Here is a 21,814-nt window from a genome sequence, read left to right on the forward strand (position 1 = left end):
TTACCTCTTCGCCATTGTCGATTGCAGTGCACATTTAACATCACCCACCCACGCGGCCCCCCTGGCTTTATCCAGATCCAAATCGGCTTCACAGATACTTCCATTAGCTGATACCAGGGTAATGATGGGATACTTTTTATCGATATCGATCGCAAACTCACCTTTCCCGTCAGTCCGAGTTTTGCCTATGTGATTATGGATATCTGTGTTCGCCGCCAGTTGCCCATCGGGATAGCGGACGCGACCAAATACGGTCACCATACTTTTCACTTCCGGTGCAACAACGCTCACATTCCCTGGATACAAGTTCATCGCGTGTTTGCGTCCGGAAACAATATCGAAGCTGTCTTCGGAGTTCCGGTCGTTCATAATTTCCAGTTTGTATTGCGCATACGGAGGGAGCGCAATAAAGGTCGATTTACCGCTCAACAGGTAATTGCGGTTATTGACTTTTGCTGCCAGTTTTCCATCGCCTGCCAGACCCGTTTTAACAATGATCCCCGAGCGTTGTCGCTCATTACTCAGACCAACATCACCGCCAGCCCAGGCTATTGCCCCGAGAGAAGAGAAGTTCATGTTAGTCGAGTTATCTGCTGAACGAGTGACAGAGACCGTCCCGGCGTTATATTGGGTGCTGTAACTGACATTGCCATTGACGGAATAATCGTTGCCGTAATTCTGCTCTCCGCTCAGGCGCGTCGAGGCAGAAACGCCTGCTGAGGTGATTGGGCCATCTTTAAACTGTTTACGAGCGCTGATATTGCCCTGCGTCGCACCGTAACGATCGCGCGATGCGCCCACACTTAACCAGGAGGCCAGTGGTAACGAGAAGTCCAGGCTGACATAACGCTCCTGACGACCGTCATCATTCGTGTTGTTATAGAAGTAGCGCTGTACACCCGCCCGCAGACCGACAGTGGCATACCGTCCGGCATAAAGTGTTGTGCTGTAATCTATATTGCGATACTTATTGCCTGAATAGCGGTTTTCCGTCTGGCTTAGCGTTAGCGATCCTCCGTGTGGAATAACGCTTCCCAGGTTGATCGTGCCGCCAATGGAGTAGTTATCACGTTCTTGCACCGGCAAACGGTCACCAATTTTGCTGTCTTCCCGAGAGGCCCACACTGAGCCAAATCCACCGGGTGCGCTGACATTCACATTGCTGACATTTCGCCAGGTTCCATCATTTGCCAGCATCGTTTGCGCACCCACACTCACGTATTCGTTCACATTTAACGTGATATCAGTTTCGTTAACCGCATTGGAATCAAAACCGTAAAGCGTTGACTTCATATTCAGGCCGGAAAGCACCGCCAGCGTCAGAGAAGCCGCGCCCCCTCCAATCCAGCTCTGTTCACTGCCTAAGTCACGGTAATGATTGCGCTTATAACTGACGCGATCGTAATCAAGCGAACCGCCAAAGACCTGCCATGAGATCTCATGCAGCCCCGCCGCCTGCTGGCGTGAGAAGATTTTATTTACGCGACTCATGCGGGTATTGACCGTGCGCCCATTGACGACAATATCCACCGTAACGTCGTACACCCCGTAAGGGAAACGGCTGGTGTCAATTTCGTAGCTGCCCATGTTAAAGTTCTGAACGCTCAGCAGGCGTCCGTCACGAAATACATGCACCTCCCCAGCTGCCGGTAAAAAGACCGTAATCGGGGTCAGCGAAAGGGAGGTATTTTCGACAACGGTGCTGCCTTTATTTCCGTAGCTTGCACCGTAGATTTTTCCGCCGTTTAAGGCGTTAAGACTGGCAATAGACTGGACATTCCACGTATCAAGCATTCCTAATGCCAGGCGATAACCTTCGTAATCGCGCTCGTACATCGCCCGATAAACGTTGCTGGAACCATTACTTTCACCAATACCATATACCGAACCATTAATATTAAAATGGTGCTCACGAAGTGACGTTGTATTATCCAGCGTTAAATAGCTGCGGGAACTGTTGCCGTTTTGATAATCATTGTAATAGGTACCAAAACTGTAATTGAGCACGTTAGTTAACCGGTCAACGCTTGACGGACCTAACAAGGAGCTGCGCGCCACAACAGCCTCGGTCAACGCGTCCCTGCTGACGATCATCTCCAGGTGGAACGATGAAATGTTCAGTTGAAGACGTGCTTCAGGCGTAAGGGCAATAGCGGTGTTGTCCTTAAATTTCACATTGCCTATTTTTTCTACCATCTCGCGCGTTTTATCCGCCAGCACAGCATTGTTTGGCAAGTCAGAAACCATTATCGATTTGACTGTAATATTCCCGTCAACCAATGAGATCACCGCATCAGCAATTTTTTGCTGGCTTTTTTCGTCCGTCTCTTGATACCGAATAAACACCGGAACTGTCATCCCTTGCTCCAGAGAGCGCGCAAAAGTACCAGGAATGACATAATGACCAATTTTAACGGGGGCGGAATGAACGGCCCCTGGTGTTAACGCTAAAGAGAGAAATACACTCCCTCCAATAAAATATTTAAATGACATATGCATCCTTACACTTCAGCATTTTATTATTGGCACCGGTAATGGCGTCGTGCATTACTTCACTGTAATAAATTGCTTGCCATGCCAAATGCCAATACGAGTGCGGCTGTTTGATACATCGCTTTTTTGAAGCCTTATTTTGGTTCCAGGCATAACGTAATAGCGTTCCCGGCATCCCCGCCCCTGGTCCTGAGCGGGATCCTTACACACGCCATAGGCAATCACGCGGAAAGAGACATTGCCTGTGTTGATGATCAAATCGTCCTGACGACTGTAGTTGAAGCGCTCATTACGCGGAGCTACAACTAAAATAGTCCCAATTTCCGCTGAAGCCGTTGCCGTCGCGGCTTTGCCCGCTTTCGTTGCTGCGCTTTCGCTCACAGGTTCATCGATCCATTGCAGGCGATAATAGCGTTCTTTATCATCCTCTGGCCCTTTATAGAAAAAGCGGAAAACATCTTTCGCGTCGCCTGGAAGAATAAGGCTGGCGGGTGTAGACAGTAATTCGCCTGGATTAATGCTTATTTCGGTGCCATCAGGCAACGGTGATGAGAGTCGTTTCACCGTAACGCTGACATAGCGTGCGGAATTCGTCGTGTTGATAATCTCTTTCGATAATGAACTCTGCTCGGAAGTCATTATCGACGTGATATCACCCACATTAATTGCCCAACTGGAAAAAGACGTAGCGATCCCCGCCAATATGGCAAAGGGTAAATATTTATTCATCAGTACATTCCTAAGAAATTCGGGAGAAAAATCTCCCGAATTTTTTCATTCATTACGCAGGCGTGGTCCAGGTCGCGTTGAACTGTACTTTCACATCGCCTGTCCAGTAGCCATCAGGCAAAGCAGAATAGTCAGTGACAGCTGTTGAACCATCAGACGTCGCAGAGGCGATAGAGAACTTAAAGCTGGACTGATCGCTCACGCGTTCAGCACCGTTATAAGCACCGTCAGCCATCAGACTTTCCAGACCAGAAGTTGATGAGGCATTAACCAGAACGGTTTCAGCGGAACTGGAAAGTGCATTACCGTTCCAGGCAACACCGACATCCAGAGTAGATGCATCGCCGCTTGCATTGGTTAGGGTATTGCTAATGACCTGTGCAGTCAGTTCAAAGTCGGTTGCACTTTCCTGTCCCTGGATCGTAATGTCAAAAGCACCATCCTGAGTATTAAAAGCATTCAGACCTTCCGCATACTGGAATGTCAGCGAGTTCAGCGGAGTAACAACCAGCATGCTAGTTGTATCTTTTGTTGCTGTAGCATCCCATGACGCAGTGGCAGATGCAGTAACATCAGCCATTGCATTTGCTGCTGCGAAAACAGAAACCAGAGAGGCCACCAGTAATAATTTTTTCATTTTCTTCTCCTAAGAACAAACGCGCAACCTGGCACTTTTCATAATAAGTAACCGGGAAGCTCCATTTAATTGCGAGCGAGAATTGCCGCGCCGAAAAATTATGTTCCGAGATATTGTTAACAGCAACAGCATGAAATTATCAAATCCTCAACATCATTAGGAATTTTCTTGTCTTGAAGATAAGTAAACACCTACAGATTAGAACTTAAAACCATAAAAATTCATAACTAAGTTTTTAAATCTAAAAAATAATCAAATTAAAAAATTTTCATCCATTCTTGCTTTTTGATGCAAATCAAAATTAAAAAAAGATTCAAAGGATTAAAAAACATTTCAAATCAATAAACTATGAAAACCCTCAGAAAAGAAAAAACTTGTTAAAAAAATGCTACAAAAACAACCCACTTTAGTAAAAAATGAAATATTCCTAACGCAAATAAATAAATCAAGGAAAATTCTTATACGCAACCTAAAAGTAATAACGCACGAGAAATTCATTATTTTCTTGGTTATTTATAAAAATAAGAATATTCCGCGAATATTATAAAAATCCTGGTATTCGAATGATACGGTTTATTTCGCGCATTTATCACAACGTGTTGCTGTTCTTCGCCGCTTTCACTCAAAGCGATGAGATAGCATCTTATGCCCGTGCACACGGTGTCACATTGCCCTCTCCGCCATTCAGACAATTCCCGACAGTCTTCCATATTTCCTCCATTTTTCTGCCGACTGACCTGACTAAACTAGTATCATTCCCCGAAGTGTTTCAGGATGAGAACGTATAACGATGAAAGGCAGTAACAAATCCCGCTGGGCAATCGCCGCTGGCATCATTGTGGTGGTCCTTGCCGCCGCCTGGTACTGGCACACTCAATCCGCCGAGCCTTCTACTCCGGCAGGCGCCAGCAGTCAGTCAAAACGCCCTGCGGGCGGGGGTCGTCACGGTATGCGAGGCGGCGCGCTGGCACCGGTTCAGGCGGCCACCGCGGTGAATAAAGCCGTTCCTCGCTATCTCACAGGCCTCGGGACCATTACCGCCGCCAACACCGTCACAGTACGCAGCCGCGTCGACGGTCAGCTCATGGCGATCCACTTCCAGGAAGGTCAGCAGGTGAAAGCTGGCGATTTACTGGCCGAGATCGACCCAAGCCAGTTCAAAGTCGCCCTTGCCCAGGCTCAGGGGCAGCTTGCCAAAGACAAAGCCACGCTCGCTAACGCCCGGCGCGATCTGGCGCGCTACCAGCAGCTGGTGAAAACCAACCTGGTCTCTCGTCAGGAGCTGGACACGCAGCAATCGCTGGTCAGCGAAACCCAGGGCACCATCAAAGCTGACGAAGCCGCGGTGGCCAGCGCACAGCTGCAGCTTGACTGGAGCCGCATCACCGCGCCAATTGACGGACGCGTTGGCCTCAAGCAGGTCGATATCGGCAACCAGATCTCAAGCGGAGATACCACGGGCATCGTGGTCATAACCCAGACCCACCCAATTGATTTAGTCTTCACTCTGCCGGAAAGCGAAATTGCGACGGTGGTGCAGGCGCAGAAAGCCGGAAAGGGGCTGGTGGTGGAAGCCTGGGACCGTACCAACAAGCAGAAATTGAGCGAAGGTTCTTTGCTTAGCCTGGATAACCAGATCGACACCACCACCGGCACCATCAAGCTGAAAGCGCGCTTTAACAACCAGGACGACGCCCTCTTCCCGAATCAGTTTGTAAATGCACGCATGCTGGTGGCGACGGAAGAAAACGCGGTGGTGATCCCCACCGCCGCGCTGCAGATGGGCAACGAAGGTAACTTCGTCTGGGTGCTGAACAGCGACAATAAAGTCAGCAAGCACCTGGTGAAAACCGGGATTCAGGACAGCCAGACGGTTGTGATCAGCGCCGGACTCTCTGCGGGCGACCGCGTGGTGACGGACGGTATCGATCGTCTGACCGAAGGCGCCAAAGTCGAAGTGGTTGAACCCGCGAAACAGGGAGCGAACTCCTGATGCAGGTCATGCCCCCAGGCGCAACAGGTGGGCCATCACGCCTGTTTATTCTGCGCCCTGTTGCCACCACGCTGCTGATGGTGGCGATCCTGCTCGCCGGGATTATTGGCTATCGCTTCCTGCCCGTCTCGGCGCTGCCGGAAGTGGATTACCCCACCATTCAGGTCGTTACCCTCTATCCTGGCGCCAGCCCGGATGTGGTGACCTCCGCCATTACCGCTCCGCTGGAACGCCAGTTTGGTCAGATGTCGGGCCTGAAACAGATGTCATCGCAAAGCTCCGGTGGGGCATCGGTGGTAACGCTGCAGTTCCAGCTCTCGCTGTCACTGGACGTGGCCGAGCAGGAGGTGCAGGCTGCGATCAACGCCGCCACCAACCTGCTGCCGTCAGACCTGCCTAACCCGCCGGTCTACAGCAAAGTAAACCCGGCGGATCCGCCAATCATGACCCTTGCTGTCACCTCTTCCGCCATGCCAATGACGCAGGTGGAAGACATGGTCGAAACCCGCGTGGCGCAGAAAATCTCCCAGGTCTCCGGCGTCGGGCTGGTAACGCTGGCGGGCGGACAACGCCCGGCGGTGCGCGTGAAGCTTAACGCGCAGGCCATCGCTGCGCTGGGGCTGACCAGCGAAACCATCCGCACCGCCATCAGCAACGCCAACGTTAACTCGGCGAAAGGCTCGCTGGACGGCCCCACCCGCGCCGTGACGCTCTCGGCTAACGATCAGATGCAGTCTGCCGATGAGTACCGTCAGCTGATTATTGCCTACCAGAACGGTGCGCCGGTACGTCTGGGTGACGTCACCACCGTTGAGCAAGGCGCAGAAAACAGCTGGCTGGGTGCGTGGGCCAACAAACAGCAGGCGATTGTGATGAACGTGCAGCGCCAGCCGGGCGCTAACATCATTGAAACCGCCGACAGCATTCGCACCATGCTCCCGCAGCTTATTGAAAGCCTGCCCAAATCGGTCACTGTGAAGGTGCTTTCCGACCGTACCACCAACATTCGCGCGTCGGTTACCGATACCCAGTTTGAGCTGATGCTGGCGATTGCGCTGGTGGTGATGATCATCTATCTGTTCCTGCGCAACGTACCGGCAACCATCATTCCCGCCGTTGCCGTGCCGCTCTCGCTGGTGGGAACATTTGCCGTGATGGTGTTCCTCGATTTTTCGATCAACAACCTGACGTTGATGGCGCTCACCATCGCCACCGGCTTCGTGGTGGATGATGCCATCGTTGTGATCGAGAACATCTCGCGCTATATCGAGAAAGGCGAAAAACCGCTGGCCGCTGCGCTGAAAGGTGCGGGCGAGATCGGATTTACCATTATCTCGCTGACCTTCTCGCTGATTGCGGTGCTGATCCCGCTGCTGTTTATGGGCGATATCGTCGGGCGACTGTTCCGCGAGTTTGCCGTCACGCTGGCGGTCGCCATTCTGATCTCTGCCGTGGTGTCGCTGACCCTGACGCCAATGATGTGCGCCCGCATGCTGAGCCATGAATCCCTGCGCAAGCAAAACCGTTTCTCTCGCGCCTCTGAGCGGATGTTCGAACGGATCATTGCCGCTTACGGCCGGGTGCTGGCAAAAGTGCTTAACCACCCGTGGGCGACGCTCGGCGTGGCGCTCGGCACGCTGGCACTCAGCGTCATGCTGTGGATCGTTATCCCGAAAGGCTTTTTCCCCATCCAGGACAACGGCATTATTCAGGGCACGCTTCAGGCGCCCCAGTCGGTCTCCTTCGCCAGTATGGCGCAGCGTCAGCAGCAGGTCTCTGACATCATCATGAAAGATCCGGCGGTGGAAAGCCTGACCGCGTATGTGGGCGTCGATGGCACCAACCCGTCGCTGAACAGTGCGCGTCTGCAGATCAACCTCAAGCCGCTGGATGACCGCGACGATCGGGTCAACGCCGTTATTGAGCGGCTGCAAACTGCCGTGGCGCGCGTGCCGGGCATTGAACTTTACCTGCAGCCAATTCAGGATTTGACCATCGATACCCAGGTCAGCCGCACGCAGTACCAGTTCACGCTTCAGGCGACCAGCCTTGATGCGCTGAGCACGTGGGTACCGCAACTGGTCAACAAACTCAAGGCGCTGCCGCAGCTTTCTGACGTCAGCAGCGACTGGCAGGACAAAGGGCTGGCGGCATATGTGAATGTCAATCGCGATACTGCCAGCCGGCTGGGCATCACCATGTCCGACGTGGACAACGCGCTCTATAACGCCTTTGGTCAGCGCCTCATCTCCACCATTTATACCCAGGCGAATCAGTATCGCGTGGTGCTGGAACACAACACCGATAACACGCCCGGCCTGGCCGCGCTGGACTCGGTGCGCCTGACCAGCAAAGACGGTGGTATTGTGCCGTTAAGCGCCATAGCCAGCGTGGAGGAGCGTTATACGCCGCTGTCGATTAACCATCTCGATCAGTTCCCGTCCACCACCATCTCGTTCAACGTACCGGACAACTATTCGCTGGGTGAAGCGGTCGAGGCCATTCTGGGCGCGGAGAAAGAACTCAACTTCCCGTCTGATATTCAGACCCAGTTCCAGGGCAGCACCCTGGCGTTCCAGGCTGCGCTGGGCAATACCATCTGGCTGATCGTGGCTGCCGTGGTGGCGATGTACATCGTCCTTGGGGTGCTGTACGAAAGCTTTATCCACCCAATCACCATCCTCTCTACCCTGCCGACTGCCGGGGTGGGTGCGCTACTGGCCCTGATGCTGGCGGGCAGCGAACTGGACGTCATCGCCATTATCGGCATCATTCTGCTTATCGGGATCGTGAAGAAAAACGCCATCATGATGATCGACTTCGCCCTTGCCGCCGAGCGCGAGCAGGGCATGTCGCCGCGAGACGCCATCTTCCAGGCCTGTCTGTTGCGTTTTCGTCCGATCCTGATGACCACGCTCGCCGCCCTGCTGGGCGCGCTGCCGCTGATGCTCAGCACCGGCGTCGGTGCAGAGCTGCGCCGTCCGCTGGGTATCGGCATGGTCGGTGGTCTGCTGGTGAGCCAGGTGCTGACGCTGTTCACCACGCCGGTGATTTACCTGCTGTTTGACCAACTGGCCCTGTGGACCAAAAGCCGCTTCCCCAAACGTGAAGAGGAGGCGTAAGTGAAGTTTTTCGCCCTCTTCATTTACCGCCCGGTGGCGACGATTTTAATCTCGCTCGCCATTACGCTGTGCGGCGTGCTGGGCTTCCGCCTGCTGCCGGTGGCCCCCCTGCCGCAGGTGGATTTTCCGGTGATCATGGTCAGCGCATCGCTGCCGGGCGCGTCGCCAGAGACCATGGCCTCGTCGGTTGCCACGCCACTGGAACGCTCGCTCGGGCGAATTGCGGGGGTCAACGAGATGACCTCCAGCAGCTCGCTCGGCAGCACGCGCATCATTCTGGAGTTCAGCTTCGACCGGGATATTAACGGTGCGGCGCGCGACGTGCAGGCGGCGATCAACGCCGCGCAAAGCCTGCTGCCGAGCGGAATGCCAAGCCGCCCGACCTACCGTAAAGCCAACCCGTCCGACGCGCCGATTATGATCCTGACGCTGACCTCGGACACCTATTCCCAGGGGCAGCTCTACGACTTTGCGTCGACCCAGCTGGCGCAGACGATCTCACAAATAAACGGCGTGGGTGACGTGAGCGTTGGCGGTAGCTCCCTGCCCGCCGTGCGCGTCGGCCTGAACCCGCAGGCGCTGTTTAACCAGGGCGTGTCGCTGGATGATGTGCGCTCCGCCATCAGCAGCGCCAACGTGCGCAGGCCGCAGGGGGCGATAGAGAGCAACAGCCACCGCTGGCAGATCCAGACCAACGACGAGCTCAAAACCGCCGCCGAATATCAGCCGCTCATCATCCACTACAATAACGGCGCGGCGGTACGTTTAAGCGACGTAGCCAGCGTCACCGACTCGGTGCAGGACGTGCGCAACGCCGGGATGACCAACGCCAAACCGGCCATCTTGCTGATGATCCGCAAGCTGCCGGAAGCCAATATTATTGAAACGGTAAACAGCATTCGCGCGCGTCTGCCGGAGTTACAGAAGACCATTCCGGCCGCTATTGATCTGCAGATTGCCCAGGATCGTTCGCCGACCATTCGCGCCTCGCTTGAAGAGGTGGAACAGACGCTGGTGATCTCCGTCGGGCTGGTGATCCTGGTGGTGTTCCTGTTTCTGCGCTCGGGCCGCGCAACGCTTATTCCCGCCGTTGCGGTACCGGTGTCGCTGATTGGTACCTTCGCCGCCATGTACCTGTGCGGCTTTAGCCTGAACAACCTGTCGCTGATGGCGCTGACCATCGCCACCGGCTTTGTGGTGGATGACGCCATCGTGGTGCTGGAGAATATTTCCCGCCATCTGGAAGCCGGGGTAAAACCGCTGCAGGCCGCCCTGCAGGGCACGCGCGAAGTGGGCTTTACGGTGCTCTCCATGAGCCTGTCGCTGGTGGCGGTCTTCCTGCCGCTGCTGCTGATGGGCGGGCTGCCGGGGCGACTTCTGCGCGAATTTGCCGTCACCCTTTCGGTGGCTATCGGCATCTCGCTGATTATCTCGCTAACGCTCACGCCAATGATGTGCGGCTGGATGCTAAAGCGCAGCAAACCGCACTCGCAGCCGCGTCGTAAAGGGTTTGGCCGTTTCCTGTTGGCAATGCAGGAAGGGTACGGAAAATCGCTGAAGTGGGTGCTCAACCATACGCGGCTGGTTGGTCTGGTGCTTGTCGGCACCATCGCGCTCAACATCTGGCTGTATATCTCCATCCCGAAAACCTTCTTCCCTGAGCAGGACACCGGCGTGCTGATGGGCGGCATCCAGGCTGACCAGAGTATTTCCTTCCAGGCGATGCGCGGCAAGCTGCAGGATTTTATGAAGATCATCCGCGAAGACAAGGCGGTGGATAACGTCACCGGCTTTACCGGCGGGTCACGCGTTAACAGCGGGATGATGTTTATCACCCTTAAGCCGCGCGGCGAGCGCAATGAAACGGCGCAGCAGGTGATAGACCGGCTGCGAATGAAGCTCGCCAAAGAGCCAGGCGCCAACCTGTTTTTGATGGCCGTTCAGGATATCCGCGTGGGCGGACGTCAGGCGAACGCCAGCTACCAGTACACCCTGCTCTCTGACGATCTGGCCGCGCTGCGCGAGTGGGAGCCCAAAATCCGTAAAGCGCTGGCCGCCCTGCCGCAGCTGGCGGACGTGAACTCCGATCAGCAGGACAACGGGGCAGAGATGGCGTTGACCTACGATCGTGAAACCATGTCGCGGCTGGGCATTAACGTTGAAGCCGCCAACAGTCTGCTGAACAACGCCTTTGGCCAGCGCGAGATTTCCACCATCTATCAGCCAATGAACCAGTACAAGGTGGTGATGGAAGTGGACCCGCGCTATACCCAGGACATCAGCGCGCTGGATAAAATGTTTGTCATTAACAACGACGGTAAAGCGATCCCGCTCTCTTACTTCGCCAGCTGGCGGCCCGCTAACGCGCCGCTCTCTGTGAACCATCAGGGGTTGTCGGCAGCGTCCACAATCTCCTTTAACCTGCCCACCGGCTCGTCGCTTTCCGAGGCCAGCGAGGCCATCGACCGTGCCATGACCCAGCTCGGCGTGCCCTCGACCGTGCGCGGCAGTTTTGCCGGGACCGCGCAGGTCTTCCAGGAGACGATGAATTCGCAGGTGATTTTGATTCTGGCGGCCATTGCCACGGTCTATATCGTGCTTGGCGTGCTGTATGAGAGCTATGTTCATCCGCTGACCATTCTCTCGACGCTACCATCGGCAGGCGTGGGGGCGTTGCTGGCGCTGGAGCTGTTTGGCGCGCCCTTTAGCCTCATCGCCTTAATCGGGATCATGCTGTTAATTGGTATTGTGAAGAAAAACGCCATCATGATGGTGGACTTTGCGCTGGAGGCTCAGCGTAACGGCAACCTGACGCCAGAAGAGGCGATTTTCCAGGCCTGCCTGCTGCGTTTTCGTCCGATCATGATGACCACGCTGGCGGCGCTGTTTGGCGCGCTGCCGCTGGTGATCTCCGGTGGTGATGGTTCAGAGCTGCGCCAGCCGCTGGGGATCACTATTGTCGGTGGGCTGGTGATGAGTCAGCTCCTGACGCTCTACACCACGCCGGTGGTCTATCTGTTCTTTGACCGCCTGCGGCTGCGTTTTTCACGTAAAGACAGAACTACGGTGACCGGGTAAATGACTGATCTTCCCAGTAACGTTCGCTGGCAATTATGGATAGTGGCCTTCGGCTTTTTTATGCAGTCGCTGGATACCACCATCGTCAACACCGCCCTCCCCTCAATGGCAAAAAGCCTGGGGGAGAGCCCGCTGCACATGCATATGGTGATTGTCTCCTACGTGCTGACCGTTGCCGTGATGCTCCCTGCCAGCGGCTGGCTGGCGGACAAAGTGGGGGTGCGCAATATCTTCTTCACCGCTATCGTGCTGTTTACCGCGGGGTCGCTGTGTTGCGCGATGGCGAATACGCTGGATCAGTTGATAATGGCACGCGTTCTGCAGGGCGTCGGTGGGGCTATGATGGTGCCAGTCGGGCGACTGACGGTGATGAAAATCGTCCCGCGCGAGCAGTATATGGCGGCAATGACTTTTGTGACCTTACCAGGCCAGGTGGGTCCGCTGCTTGGTCCGGCGCTGGGCGGGATACTCGTGGAATATGCCTCCTGGCACTGGATTTTCCTCATCAACCTGCCGGTGGGCATTATTGGTGCTATCGCCACCCTGGCGTTGATGCCCAACTACACCCTGCAGACGCGGCGCTTTGATGTAATCGGTTTTCTGTTGCTCGCCACCGGTATGGCGACGCTGACCCTCGCTCTCGATGGGCAAAAAGGGCTGGGAATCTCCTCACTGACGCTCGCCATTCTGATCGTTATCGGGATGAGCGCCATTCTGTGGTATCTGTGGCATGCCAGAGGAAACGACCGGGCGCTGTTCAGCCTGACGCTGTTTAAAAACCCTACCTACCGGCTTGGCCTGTTCGGAAGTTTTGCGGGGCGCGTGGGCAGCGGCATGCTGCCGTTTATGACGCCCGTGTTCCTGCAAATCGGTATGGGTTTTTCACCGTTTCACGCGGGGCTGATGATGATCCCGATGGTGCTGGGCAGCATGGGAATGAAGCGCATTGTGGTGCAGGTGGTTAACCGCTTTGGCTATCGCCACGTGCTGGTGGCCGCCACGCTGGGGCTGGCACTGGTCAGCCTGCTGTTTATGGCCGTAGCGCTGATGGGCTGGTACTACGCCCTGCCGCTGGTGCTGTTCTGCCAGGGCATTATTAACTCCATGCGCTTCTCGTCGATGAACACCCTGACGCTGAAGGATCTGCCGGACGAGCTGGCAAGCAGCGGCAACAGTCTGCTGTCGATGATCATGCAGCTCTCCATGAGCGTGGGGGTCACCATTGCCGGTTTACTGCTCGGCATGTACGGTCAGCATCATCTCAGCGTCGACACGCCGGTGGCGCATCAGGTCTTTTTATACACGTATCTCAGCATGGCGGTTATCATCGCCCTGCCCGCTTTCATCTTCGCCCGTGTGCCGGATGATACCCGTAAGAACGTCGTTATCCGGCGCAGTAAGAGGAGTGGATCATGAAATTCTGGCGTCCGGGCATTACCGGTAAGCTCTTTCTGGCAATTTTTGCCACCTGTATTGTCCTGCTGATCACCATGCACTGGGCCGTGCGGCTCAGCTTTGAGCGCGGTTTTATCGATTACATTAAGCATGGTAATGAGCAGCGCCTGCAGGGTTTGAGCGATGCACTGAGCGAGCAGTATGCCCAGCACGGGAACTGGCGTTTTTTACGTAACAATGACCGTTTTATCTTCCAGATCCTGCGCTCGCTGGAGCACGATAGCGGCGATGACCGCCCCGGCCCGGGCATGCCGCCCCACGGCTGGCGCACCCAGTTCTGGGTGATCGACCAGGATATGCGCACGCTGGTTGGCCCACGTGCGCCCATCCCCCCGGACGGCACCCGGCGGGCAATCAAAGTGAATAACGCCACCGTCGGCTGGGTTATCGCCTCGCCAGTGGAACGCCTGACGCGCAACACCGATATCAACTTCGATCGTCAGCAGCGCCGGGCCAGTTGGCTGATCGTCATCCTCTCCACGCTGCTGGCCGCGCTTGCCACCTTCCCGCTGGCGCGGGGCCTGCTCGCCCCGGTGAAAAGGCTGGTGGAAGGCACGCATAAACTGGCCGCCGGGGATTTTTCCACCCGCGTAGACACGCGCAGCCAGGATGAGCTGGGCAAGCTGGCGCAGGATTTTAACCAGCTCGCCAGTACGCTGGAGAAAAACCAGCAGATGCGTCGCGATTTTATGGCCGATATTTCGCACGAGCTGCGCACCCCGCTGGCAGTGCTGCGCGGCGAACTGGAGGCCATTCAGGACGGCGTGCGCAAGTTCACGCCCGAATCCGTGGCCTCGCTGCAGGCGGAAGTGGGTACGCTGACCAAACTGGTAGACGATCTGCACCAGCTCTCCATGTCAGACGAAGGGGCGCTGGCCTACCAGAAAGCACCGGTGGATGTGATCAACATTCTGGAGGTTATCAGCGGGGCTTTCCGCGAGCGTTTTGCCAGCCGCAACCTGACCATTGACCTATCCCTGCCGGACAGCGCGGTGGTGTTTGGCGATAAAGATCGTCTGATGCAGCTCTTCAACAACCTGCTGGAAAACAGCCTGCGCTACACCGACAGCGGTGGCGGACTGCACATCTCCGGCAGACAGGAAAACGGCCGCTTCGCCCTCACCTTTGCCGACTCCGCTCCCGGCGTGCAGGATGCGCAGCTGGAAAAACTGTTTGAACGTTTTTATCGCACCGAAGGCTCCCGCAACCGTGCCAGCGGCGGCTCCGGGCTGGGACTGGCGATTTGCGTTAATATCGTCGAGGCGCACAATGGCACCCTGCGTGCCGCCCATTCGCCTTTTGGCGGGGTTAGCATTACAGTAGAGTTACCGCTGGAACGGGATTTATCGAGAGAAGCATGACCGAATTACCGATTGACGAAAACACGCCACGCATTTTGATTGTGGAAGACGAGCCTAAGCTTGGGCAGTTACTGATCGACTATTTACGTGCGGCCAGCTACGCCCCGTCGCTTATCAGCCATGGCGATCAGGTGTTACCGTACGTGCGCCAGACGCCGCCGGATCTGATCCTGCTGGATCTGATGCTCCCCGGCACCGATGGCCTTACCCTGTGCCGGGAAATTCGTCGCTTCTCCGACGTGCCGATCGTCATGGTGACGGCAAAAATCGAAGAGATCGACCGCCTGCTGGGACTCGAAATTGGCGCGGACGATTACATCTGCAAACCCTACAGCCCGCGTGAAGTGGTCGCCCGCGTGAAAACCATTCTGCGTCGCTGTAAGCCGCAGCGCGAGCTTCAGGTGCTGGACGCCGAAAGCCCGCTGATTGTTGATGAGAGCCGCTTCCAGGCCAGCTGGCGCAGCAAGCTTCTCGATCTCACGCCTGCTGAGTTCCGCCTGCTGAAAACCCTTTCCCACGAGCCGGGGAAAGTGTTCTCTCGCGAGCAGCTGCTCAACCACCTGTATGACGATTACCGCGTAGTGACAGACCGCACCATCGACAGCCACATCAAAAACCTGCGCCGTAAGCTGGAGGCGCTCGACGCCGAACAGTCATTTATTCGCGCGGTGTATGGCGTGGGATACCGCTGGGAAGCGGATGCGTGCAGGATTGCATAGCTAAACGCCCCCTCACCCTAACCCTCTCCCCAAAGGGGTGAGGGGCAAAGCTTTACCTCCCTGCCCCGCAGCGCTACAATGCCCGCCCTTAAAGTGGGGGATCTCCCCTTACCGCTGCACCTGGTGCACGCGGATCTGACCTGTCATCAGAACGAGAATAAACATGTTTAAACCGGAACTCCTTTCCCCGGCGGGAACGCTGCAAAATATGCGTTACGCTTTCGCCTATGGTGCCGACGCCGTCTACGCGGGCCAGCCGCGCTACTCGCTGCGCGTGCGCAACAACGAATTCAACCACGAGAATCTGCAGCTCGGCATCAACGAAGCGCATGCCCTGGGCAAAAAATTCTACGTGGTGGTCAACATCGCGCCGCACAACGCCAAGCTGAAGACGTTCATCCGTGACCTGAAGCCGGTGGTGGATATGGGGCCGGACGCGCTGATCATGTCGGATCCGGGTTTAATCATGCTGGTTCGGGAGAACTTCCCGGAGATGGATATTCACCTCTCCGTGCAGGCTAACGCCGTGAACTGGGCGACGGTCAAATTCTGGAAACAGATGGGGCTGACCCGCGTCATTCTGTCGCGTGAACTTTCCCTCGACGAAATTGAAGAGATCCGCACCCAGGTGCCGGATATGGAAATCGAAATTTTCGTTCACGGTGCGCTGTGCATGGCCTACTCCGGGCGTTGCCTGCTCTCCGGTTACATCAACAAGCGCGACCCGAACCAGGGGACCTGCACCAACGCCTGCCGCTGGGAATATAATGTCCAGGAAGGCAAAGAGGACGATATCGGTAATATCGTCCACAAGCATGAGCCAATCCCGGTTACGAACGTTGAGCCTACGCTGGGCATCGGCGCGCCAACCGACAGCGTGTTTATGATTGAAGAGGCCAAACGTCCGGGCGAGTACATGACCGCCTTTGAAGACGAGCATGGCACGTACATCATGAACTCAAAAGATCTGCGCGCCGTCGCCCACGTTGAACGTCTGACCCAGATGGGCGTGCACTCCCTGAAAATTGAAGGCCGCACCAAATCCTATTACTACTGCGCGCGTACCGCACAGGTGTACCGCAAAGCGATTGACGACGCGGCAGCCGGTAAACCGTTCGACACCAGCCTGCTGGAAACTCTGGAAGGTCTGGCGCACCGCGGCTATACCGAAGGTTTCCTGCGTCGTCATACCCATGACGATTATCAGAACTACGAGCACGGCTATTCTGTGTCCGAGCGTCAGCAGTCTGTCGGCGATTTTACCGGCGAGCGCAAAGGTGCGCTGGCCGCCGTGGCGGTGAAAAACAAGTTCACCAAAGGCGACAGCCTGGAGCTGATGACCCCACAGGGCAACATGAACTTCACGCTGGAACACCTGGAGAACGGCAAAGGCGAAGCGATTGAGGTTGCGCCGGGCAATGGCCATACCGTCTGGCTGCCGGTACCGGAAGAGGTGGAGCTGGAGTTTGCCCTGCTGATGCGCAATTTCAACGGTGAAAGCACCCGAAATCCGCATAGTAAATAGTCAACCAGGGAAATTTTTTCGCGCCGGGAAAATTCTTAGAATCGGATCACATACCGCTTCGTTCAATACGGGTATTATCCCCAGCGCTGAAAAACATAACCCATAAATGCTAGCTGTACCAGGAACCACCTCCTTAGCCCGCGTAATCTCCCTTACGTGGGCTTATTTTTTTGCTTTAATAAAACGATTTGTTCTTAATCATGCTCATATATTGACCACCTCATTATATATCCCGCATCTGTGCTGAAGGATCCCCACAAACTTAGCGCTACCCTGCTTCGTCAGATACAAGATATCAGGTCGCTTTTGATGCCTGGGCATCAGGAGACCCAAACCGAGATATGCGCGACTTAAACACGGGAAAATTGCGAAAAAGGACATAAAAAAACCGGCATATTGAGTGCCGGTTTTATGGATTCATTCAGGCGTCAATTCTGCCATGAAATGATGTCGTCCAGACCTGAGAGCAGGTCTGGAAAATAGCTTTCATCAATATCGAAGGAATCCTCAAGCGTAATACTGTCAGCATGGTTTTCAGGCTTCAGTACCAGGCTGACGCCAACAGCCCCGGCAAAATGTGCCTGATGAAACTTAAGCATAACCTGCTCAAATGCCGAGGTTAAATTAATATCCTTAAATTTCGCCCCTGTCTTTAAGGCCTGATGAAAACTATGGATATCATGCCTGAATTGCTCTAACTGACCGACAAAAAACTCTGCAGCAAACGCCGTTTTTAAGGCAGGGATTGAGAATTCAACCCATACCATAATACGGCTATAAGCTGGCTCCTCGGGCTCAGTCAGCCTTTCATAAGGCGTTAATTTAAGGTGTCTGTCACCGCTTGTGATGTCTATCATGATCCCCCCTTACGGCATGTACTGAAAATGCATGATAGTCCAGTCAGTTTCTCTGACCAAAACCTCAAGACGATAAGACTTATAAATATAAGTGCCTTTATTTTGCCTGTCTTCCACAAGCTTATACATACGCGCTTCGTACCGGAAAAGCCCAGGCTTTTTTAGTGGGTCTGACGTTCTGGTACCATAGCGAATGGCCTTTTCCTGAATCTGTAACGGCACATAACGACCTGGGGTCAGCATGTGTTTTGCCGATGACTCGCTCATCCTGAGGGCGCGCGCTGATAAGCCTAATTTAAGGCGGCCACGCAAGAGACTGATGGTAGCCTCACTGAGCCTCACCGTTACGGCGGTTTTGACACCACTCTCCAGTAACGCCTTACCTGCCCGAAAAAGACGAAATGCACCAAAGGCAATTAAAGCGAGGTCTGTTGGGTCAATCAGTGGGGCTTCTAATGGCGCTTCTTCCAGCCTGACAAACATGCCGTCGGCATCGTAAATCTGCCATAAACCGGGAGCCTGTGCGACAGAATAACCAATACACATCCCGCTTTCGTCATCAACAATGGGTTTTGAGTTCAGTGGAGGGTTGCGGGGTCGAAATTCGAAATATTCACCGGCGGGCAATGTTGACTGGAAGGTGTAGAAACGTCCTGGCGCGTCTGTAATTAATCCAACGCTCATTGTCATGATTTCCTTTTGGGCTAACCTGTAGGGTCATCATAATGGACGTTTTTACTTCAATCTACCTTTCTTAACTCTGGTTTTATCGACTTAGAAGCCAACGCCTCGCGGGGCCCATTGTTCAACACCACCAGCGATGAAACAGAGTTTTCAACACCGGGGGCGTTTGCTATCGTCGACGTGGCGCAGGAATCATTGCAGTTGCTCTTAGCGTGAGTTGTTAAACACCATTTCAAATTCCTCAGCCTTTGTTGGAAGCGCTATCTCAGGTAATACCAGGAATCCGCAGAATGTTGTACAAACGGGTAAATATGTTTTCGGTTTAATTCAGTCTTTTTCATTTACAGGAAGTTATTAACCCAGCCATGATGAAATACATTAAAAATAGCCTTGCATTAAGTGCTGTGGTTACAAGTAAAATGGCGACCGATGATCTACAGCAGCTTGAGTCATTAAAAGAAGAGTTAAAAGCGCAATTTGGCGTTCCTGTGGGTGTACATATGACAGGAATTCCTTTGGCATTGAGTACCTTACTTGCTATTTTTTGCTACGCCATGCTGCAGGTTTCCCTCTGGTTGGTGCTGTTTCGCTGGCTTGAATTGCCAGAGTTTAAAGTCATGATGGGAGTATTCAGTGCAGCAAGTGTGTATTGTCTGGCAGTGATGAGCACGATGTTTATGACGACAAGGGGTTCTTTGTCTGGATATAAACTGCATATTTTTGTCATTACGCTGACAGGCTTGATGAGCATCGTTTATTTCCTCTCGACATGGATTTCGCTTTTATTCGGCCCCGTTGACAATTACACGCCGCAAATAACCTCTTTATTGGGTCTGGGATTTTTCTGTCTGAACATCATGTGGATGAATACATCGATTTTTTACCGTTCCATTGCGCTAACGCTACATAACCGTGTCTGGCGTAAGCAGTTGAAAATTGAGGCAAAGCAAATGTCAGGGCTCAAACGATAACCGCAATTGACAGGAGCATGCTATGTAAGCGCTACGGGCTTCGTTTGGCGGTATAACGGCCCCGCTTACGCGGCCTTATTTTTCCCTTTCATCCTGTTCTTACCCGCTTTTTTCGTCACTGCTATACACTCTTACTAACGCTAAAAAAGGGAGCAGCGAGGATGGCAACCTATCCAGACAGTTTATTGATTCTCAATGGTAAAAGTGCAGGCAACGATCTGCTGCGTCAGGTAATCACTGATTTACGGGAAGACGGGGCGCGGATCCATGTACGGGTCACGTGGGAAAAAGGCGACGCGGCACGGTATATCCATGAAGGCCTGACGTTGGGTGTCGAGACTATTATCTCCGGCGGCGGCGACGGCACCATCAATGAGATCGCCTCTGCGCTTGTCGACCTGCCCACCGAAGACCGCCCGGTGATGGGCATTTTACCGCTCGGTACCGCCAATGATTTTGCCACCAGCGCTGGCATTCCGGAGGAGTTAAGTAAAGCCCTGCAACTGGCGATCCTCGGTAAAGCTACCGCCGTGGACATTGCGCAGGTGAATGACAAAACCTGCTTTATCAACATGGCGACGGGCGGGTTCGGCACGCGGATCACCAGCGAAACGCCGGAAAAACTCAAAGCGGCGCTGGGCGGTGTCTCTTATCTGATCCACGGCCTGATGCGCATGGACACCCTCAAGCCTGACCGCTGTGAAATTCGCGGCGAGGATTTCCAGTGGCAGGGAGACGCGCTGGTGATTGGCATTGGCAACGGTCGTCAGGCAGGCGGCGGGCAGCAGCTTTGCCCGGAGGCGCTGATTAATGACGGTCAGCTTCAGCTGCGTATTTTCACCGGCGACGGCCTACTGCCCGCGCTATTTACCACGCTGACGCAGCCCGAAGAGAGCCCAAACATTATTGCCGGAAAATCCGCGTGGTTCGAAGTGAATGCCCCGCACGGGATGACGTTTAATCTGGATGGGGAACCGTTGAGCGGGGAGCATTTCCGCATAGAGGTATTGCCCGGCGCGCTGCTGTGCCGGTTGCCGCCGGATTGTGTGCTTCTGCGCTAACCCCCTCACCCCAGCCCTCTCCCAAAGGGAGAGGGAGAGTGAGGTGTCAGGCGATCGTCACTTTGCTGTCCAGATAAACATCCTGAACTGCATTGATCAGCTTCACGCCGTCAGCCATCGATTTCTTAAACGCTTTACGGCCAAGTATCAGCCCCATACCGCCTGCGCGTTTGTTGATAACCGCCGTGCGCACCGCGTCAGACAGGTCAGTATCTCCACCCGCCGCACCGCCGGAGTTAATCAGCCCGGCGCGTCCCATGTAGCAGTTCGCCAGCTGGTAGCGCACCAGGTCGATCGGGTTATCGCTGGTCAGTTTGCTGTAGACACGGTCATCGGTATAACCGAAGTTCACCGCCTTATAGCCGCCGTTATTCTCGGCCATTTTCTGCTTCACGATGTCAGCGCCAATGGTTGCGGCCAGGTGGTTCGCCTGACCGGTCAGGTCAGCTGAGACGTGGTAGTCCACCCCGTCTTTTTTAAACGCGGAGTTACGCAGATACGCCCACAGCACGGTCACCATCCCGAGTTCATGGGCGCGTTCAAAGGCGGCGGAAATCTCTTCAATCTGACGACGGGACTGCTCAGAGCCGAAGTAGATCGTTGCCCCAACCGCTACTGCGCCCATATTGAACGCCTGCTCCACGCTGGCGTAGAGGGTCTGGTCATATTCGGTTGGGTAGCTGAGCGTCTCGTTGTGGTTCAGTTTGACGAGGAAAGGAATGCGGTGGGCATAACGCCGTGAAACAGACGCCAGCACGCCATAGGTAGAGGCCACACAGTTACAGCCTGCTTCAATCGCCAGCTCAACAATGTTCTTCGGATCAAAGTAGAGCGGATTGGCTGCAAAGGAGGCGCCTGCCGAGTGCTCAACGCCCTGGTCAACCGGCAGAATCGAGAGATACCCGGTACCGCCCAGCCGCCCGGTATTATAGAGCGTCTGCATATTTCGCAGCACGGCCGGTGGACGGTTGTTATCCACCATCACGCGATCAACGTAGTCGTGGCCGGGCAGATAAAGCTGGTCGGCTGGAATGGTCATACAACGATGCTGTAAAAGGCTGTCGGCGTCTTTGCCAAGCAACTGCGCAATATCAGTCATAGCGATGCTCCCGTAATTCCGACGTCATGT

General features: G+C 54.7%; 15 protein-coding genes. 9 read left to right on the forward strand and 6 right to left on the reverse strand.

All coding sequences use genetic code 11. The features are described from left to right. The 3 genes from ACMWKA_RS03105 to ecpA are packed head-to-tail and all read right to left on the reverse strand — an operon-like array spanning nt 1 to nt 3,859. Complete coding sequence (locus ACMWKA_RS03105) at nt 1-2,493, reverse strand: TcfC E-set like domain-containing protein (RefSeq protein WP_029881795.1); 2,493 nt, start codon at nt 2,491-2,493, stop codon at nt 1-3. 54 nt (nt 2,494-2,547) lie between these two features. Beyond that, the gene (locus tag ACMWKA_RS03110; RefSeq protein ID WP_013097897.1) at nt 2,548-3,222 is read right to left on the reverse strand and encodes a hypothetical protein; all 675 of its coding nucleotides are present in this window, start codon (nt 3,220-3,222) and stop codon (nt 2,548-2,550) included. A 52-nt stretch (nt 3,223-3,274) separates the two neighbouring features. Further along, entirely contained in the window at nt 3,275-3,859 is a 585-nt protein-coding gene (ecpA, locus tag ACMWKA_RS03115; RefSeq protein WP_013097898.1) for a common pilus major fimbrillin subunit EcpA, read from the reverse strand. Nucleotides 3,860-4,649: 790 nt separating this feature from the next. On the opposite strand from ecpA, the gene ACMWKA_RS03120 reads away from it, so the two are divergent. From ACMWKA_RS03120 to yegQ, 7 genes are all read left to right on the forward strand, one after another. Further along, nucleotides 4,650-5,852 (forward strand): MdtA/MuxA family multidrug efflux RND transporter periplasmic adaptor subunit, encoded by a 1,203-nt coding sequence (locus ACMWKA_RS03120; RefSeq protein ID WP_045903326.1) that lies wholly within the window; start codon nt 4,650-4,652, stop codon nt 5,850-5,852. Then, complete coding sequence (locus ACMWKA_RS03125) at nt 5,852-8,974, forward strand: MdtB/MuxB family multidrug efflux RND transporter permease subunit (RefSeq protein WP_414759982.1); 3,123 nt, start codon at nt 5,852-5,854, stop codon at nt 8,972-8,974. The genes ACMWKA_RS03120 and ACMWKA_RS03125 overlap by 1 nt, the downstream gene beginning before the upstream one ends. Next, nucleotides 8,975-12,052: a multidrug efflux RND transporter permease subunit MdtC gene (gene mdtC, locus ACMWKA_RS03130; protein ID WP_128311421.1), complete on the forward strand. Its 3,078-nt coding sequence runs from the start codon at nt 8,975-8,977 to the stop codon at nt 12,050-12,052. It abuts the gene before it with no gap. Further along, entirely contained in the window at nt 12,053-13,468 is a 1,416-nt protein-coding gene (locus ACMWKA_RS03135; protein WP_129327017.1) for an MFS transporter, read from the forward strand. Beyond that, complete coding sequence (gene baeS, locus ACMWKA_RS03140) at nt 13,465-14,868, forward strand: two-component system sensor histidine kinase BaeS (RefSeq protein ID WP_020690175.1); 1,404 nt, start codon at nt 13,465-13,467, stop codon at nt 14,866-14,868. The genes ACMWKA_RS03135 and baeS overlap by 4 nt, the downstream gene beginning before the upstream one ends. After that, nucleotides 14,865-15,587: a two-component system response regulator BaeR gene (gene baeR, locus ACMWKA_RS03145; RefSeq protein ID WP_013097904.1), complete on the forward strand. Its 723-nt coding sequence runs from the start codon at nt 14,865-14,867 to the stop codon at nt 15,585-15,587. Before baeS ends, baeR begins: the two co-directional genes overlap by 4 nt. Nucleotides 15,588-15,750: 163 nt before the next feature. Further along, entirely contained in the window at nt 15,751-17,112 is a 1,362-nt protein-coding gene (yegQ, locus tag ACMWKA_RS03150; RefSeq protein ID WP_414759983.1) for a tRNA 5-hydroxyuridine modification protein YegQ, read from the forward strand. A gap of 428 nt (nt 17,113-17,540) precedes the next feature. On the opposite strand, the gene ACMWKA_RS03155 is transcribed toward yegQ, so the two are convergent. After that, nucleotides 17,541-17,969, reverse strand: coding sequence for a hypothetical protein (locus ACMWKA_RS03155; protein ID WP_248075852.1), 429 nt, complete (start codon nt 17,967-17,969; stop codon nt 17,541-17,543). A gap of 9 nt (nt 17,970-17,978) precedes the next feature. Then, nucleotides 17,979-18,653, reverse strand: coding sequence for a hypothetical protein (locus ACMWKA_RS03160; protein WP_414759984.1), 675 nt, complete (start codon nt 18,651-18,653; stop codon nt 17,979-17,981). A gap of 365 nt (nt 18,654-19,018) precedes the next feature. Between ACMWKA_RS03160 and ACMWKA_RS03165 the strand changes: the two genes are divergently transcribed. Continuing rightward, the gene (locus ACMWKA_RS03165; protein WP_335262300.1) at nt 19,019-19,624 is read left to right on the forward strand and encodes a hypothetical protein; all 606 of its coding nucleotides are present in this window, start codon (nt 19,019-19,021) and stop codon (nt 19,622-19,624) included. Between the two features lie 161 nt (nt 19,625-19,785). Further along, entirely contained in the window at nt 19,786-20,685 is a 900-nt protein-coding gene (gene yegS, locus ACMWKA_RS03170; RefSeq protein WP_414759985.1) for a lipid kinase YegS, read from the forward strand. A 46-nt stretch (nt 20,686-20,731) separates the two neighbouring features. Here yegS and fbaB read toward each other — a convergent pair whose 3' ends face one another. Then, on the reverse strand, nt 20,732-21,784 hold the full coding sequence (fbaB, locus tag ACMWKA_RS03175) for a class I fructose-bisphosphate aldolase (RefSeq protein ID WP_008500869.1): 1,053 nt from the start codon (nt 21,782-21,784) through the stop codon (nt 20,732-20,734). Nucleotides 21,785-21,814: the final 30 nt, after the last annotated feature.

It is taken from the genome of Enterobacter sp. 03-F-07-AD-ECC, from assembly GCF_047530935.1.
In the GTDB taxonomy this organism is placed as follows: Bacteria; Pseudomonadota; Gammaproteobacteria; order Enterobacterales; family Enterobacteriaceae; genus Enterobacter; species Enterobacter cloacae.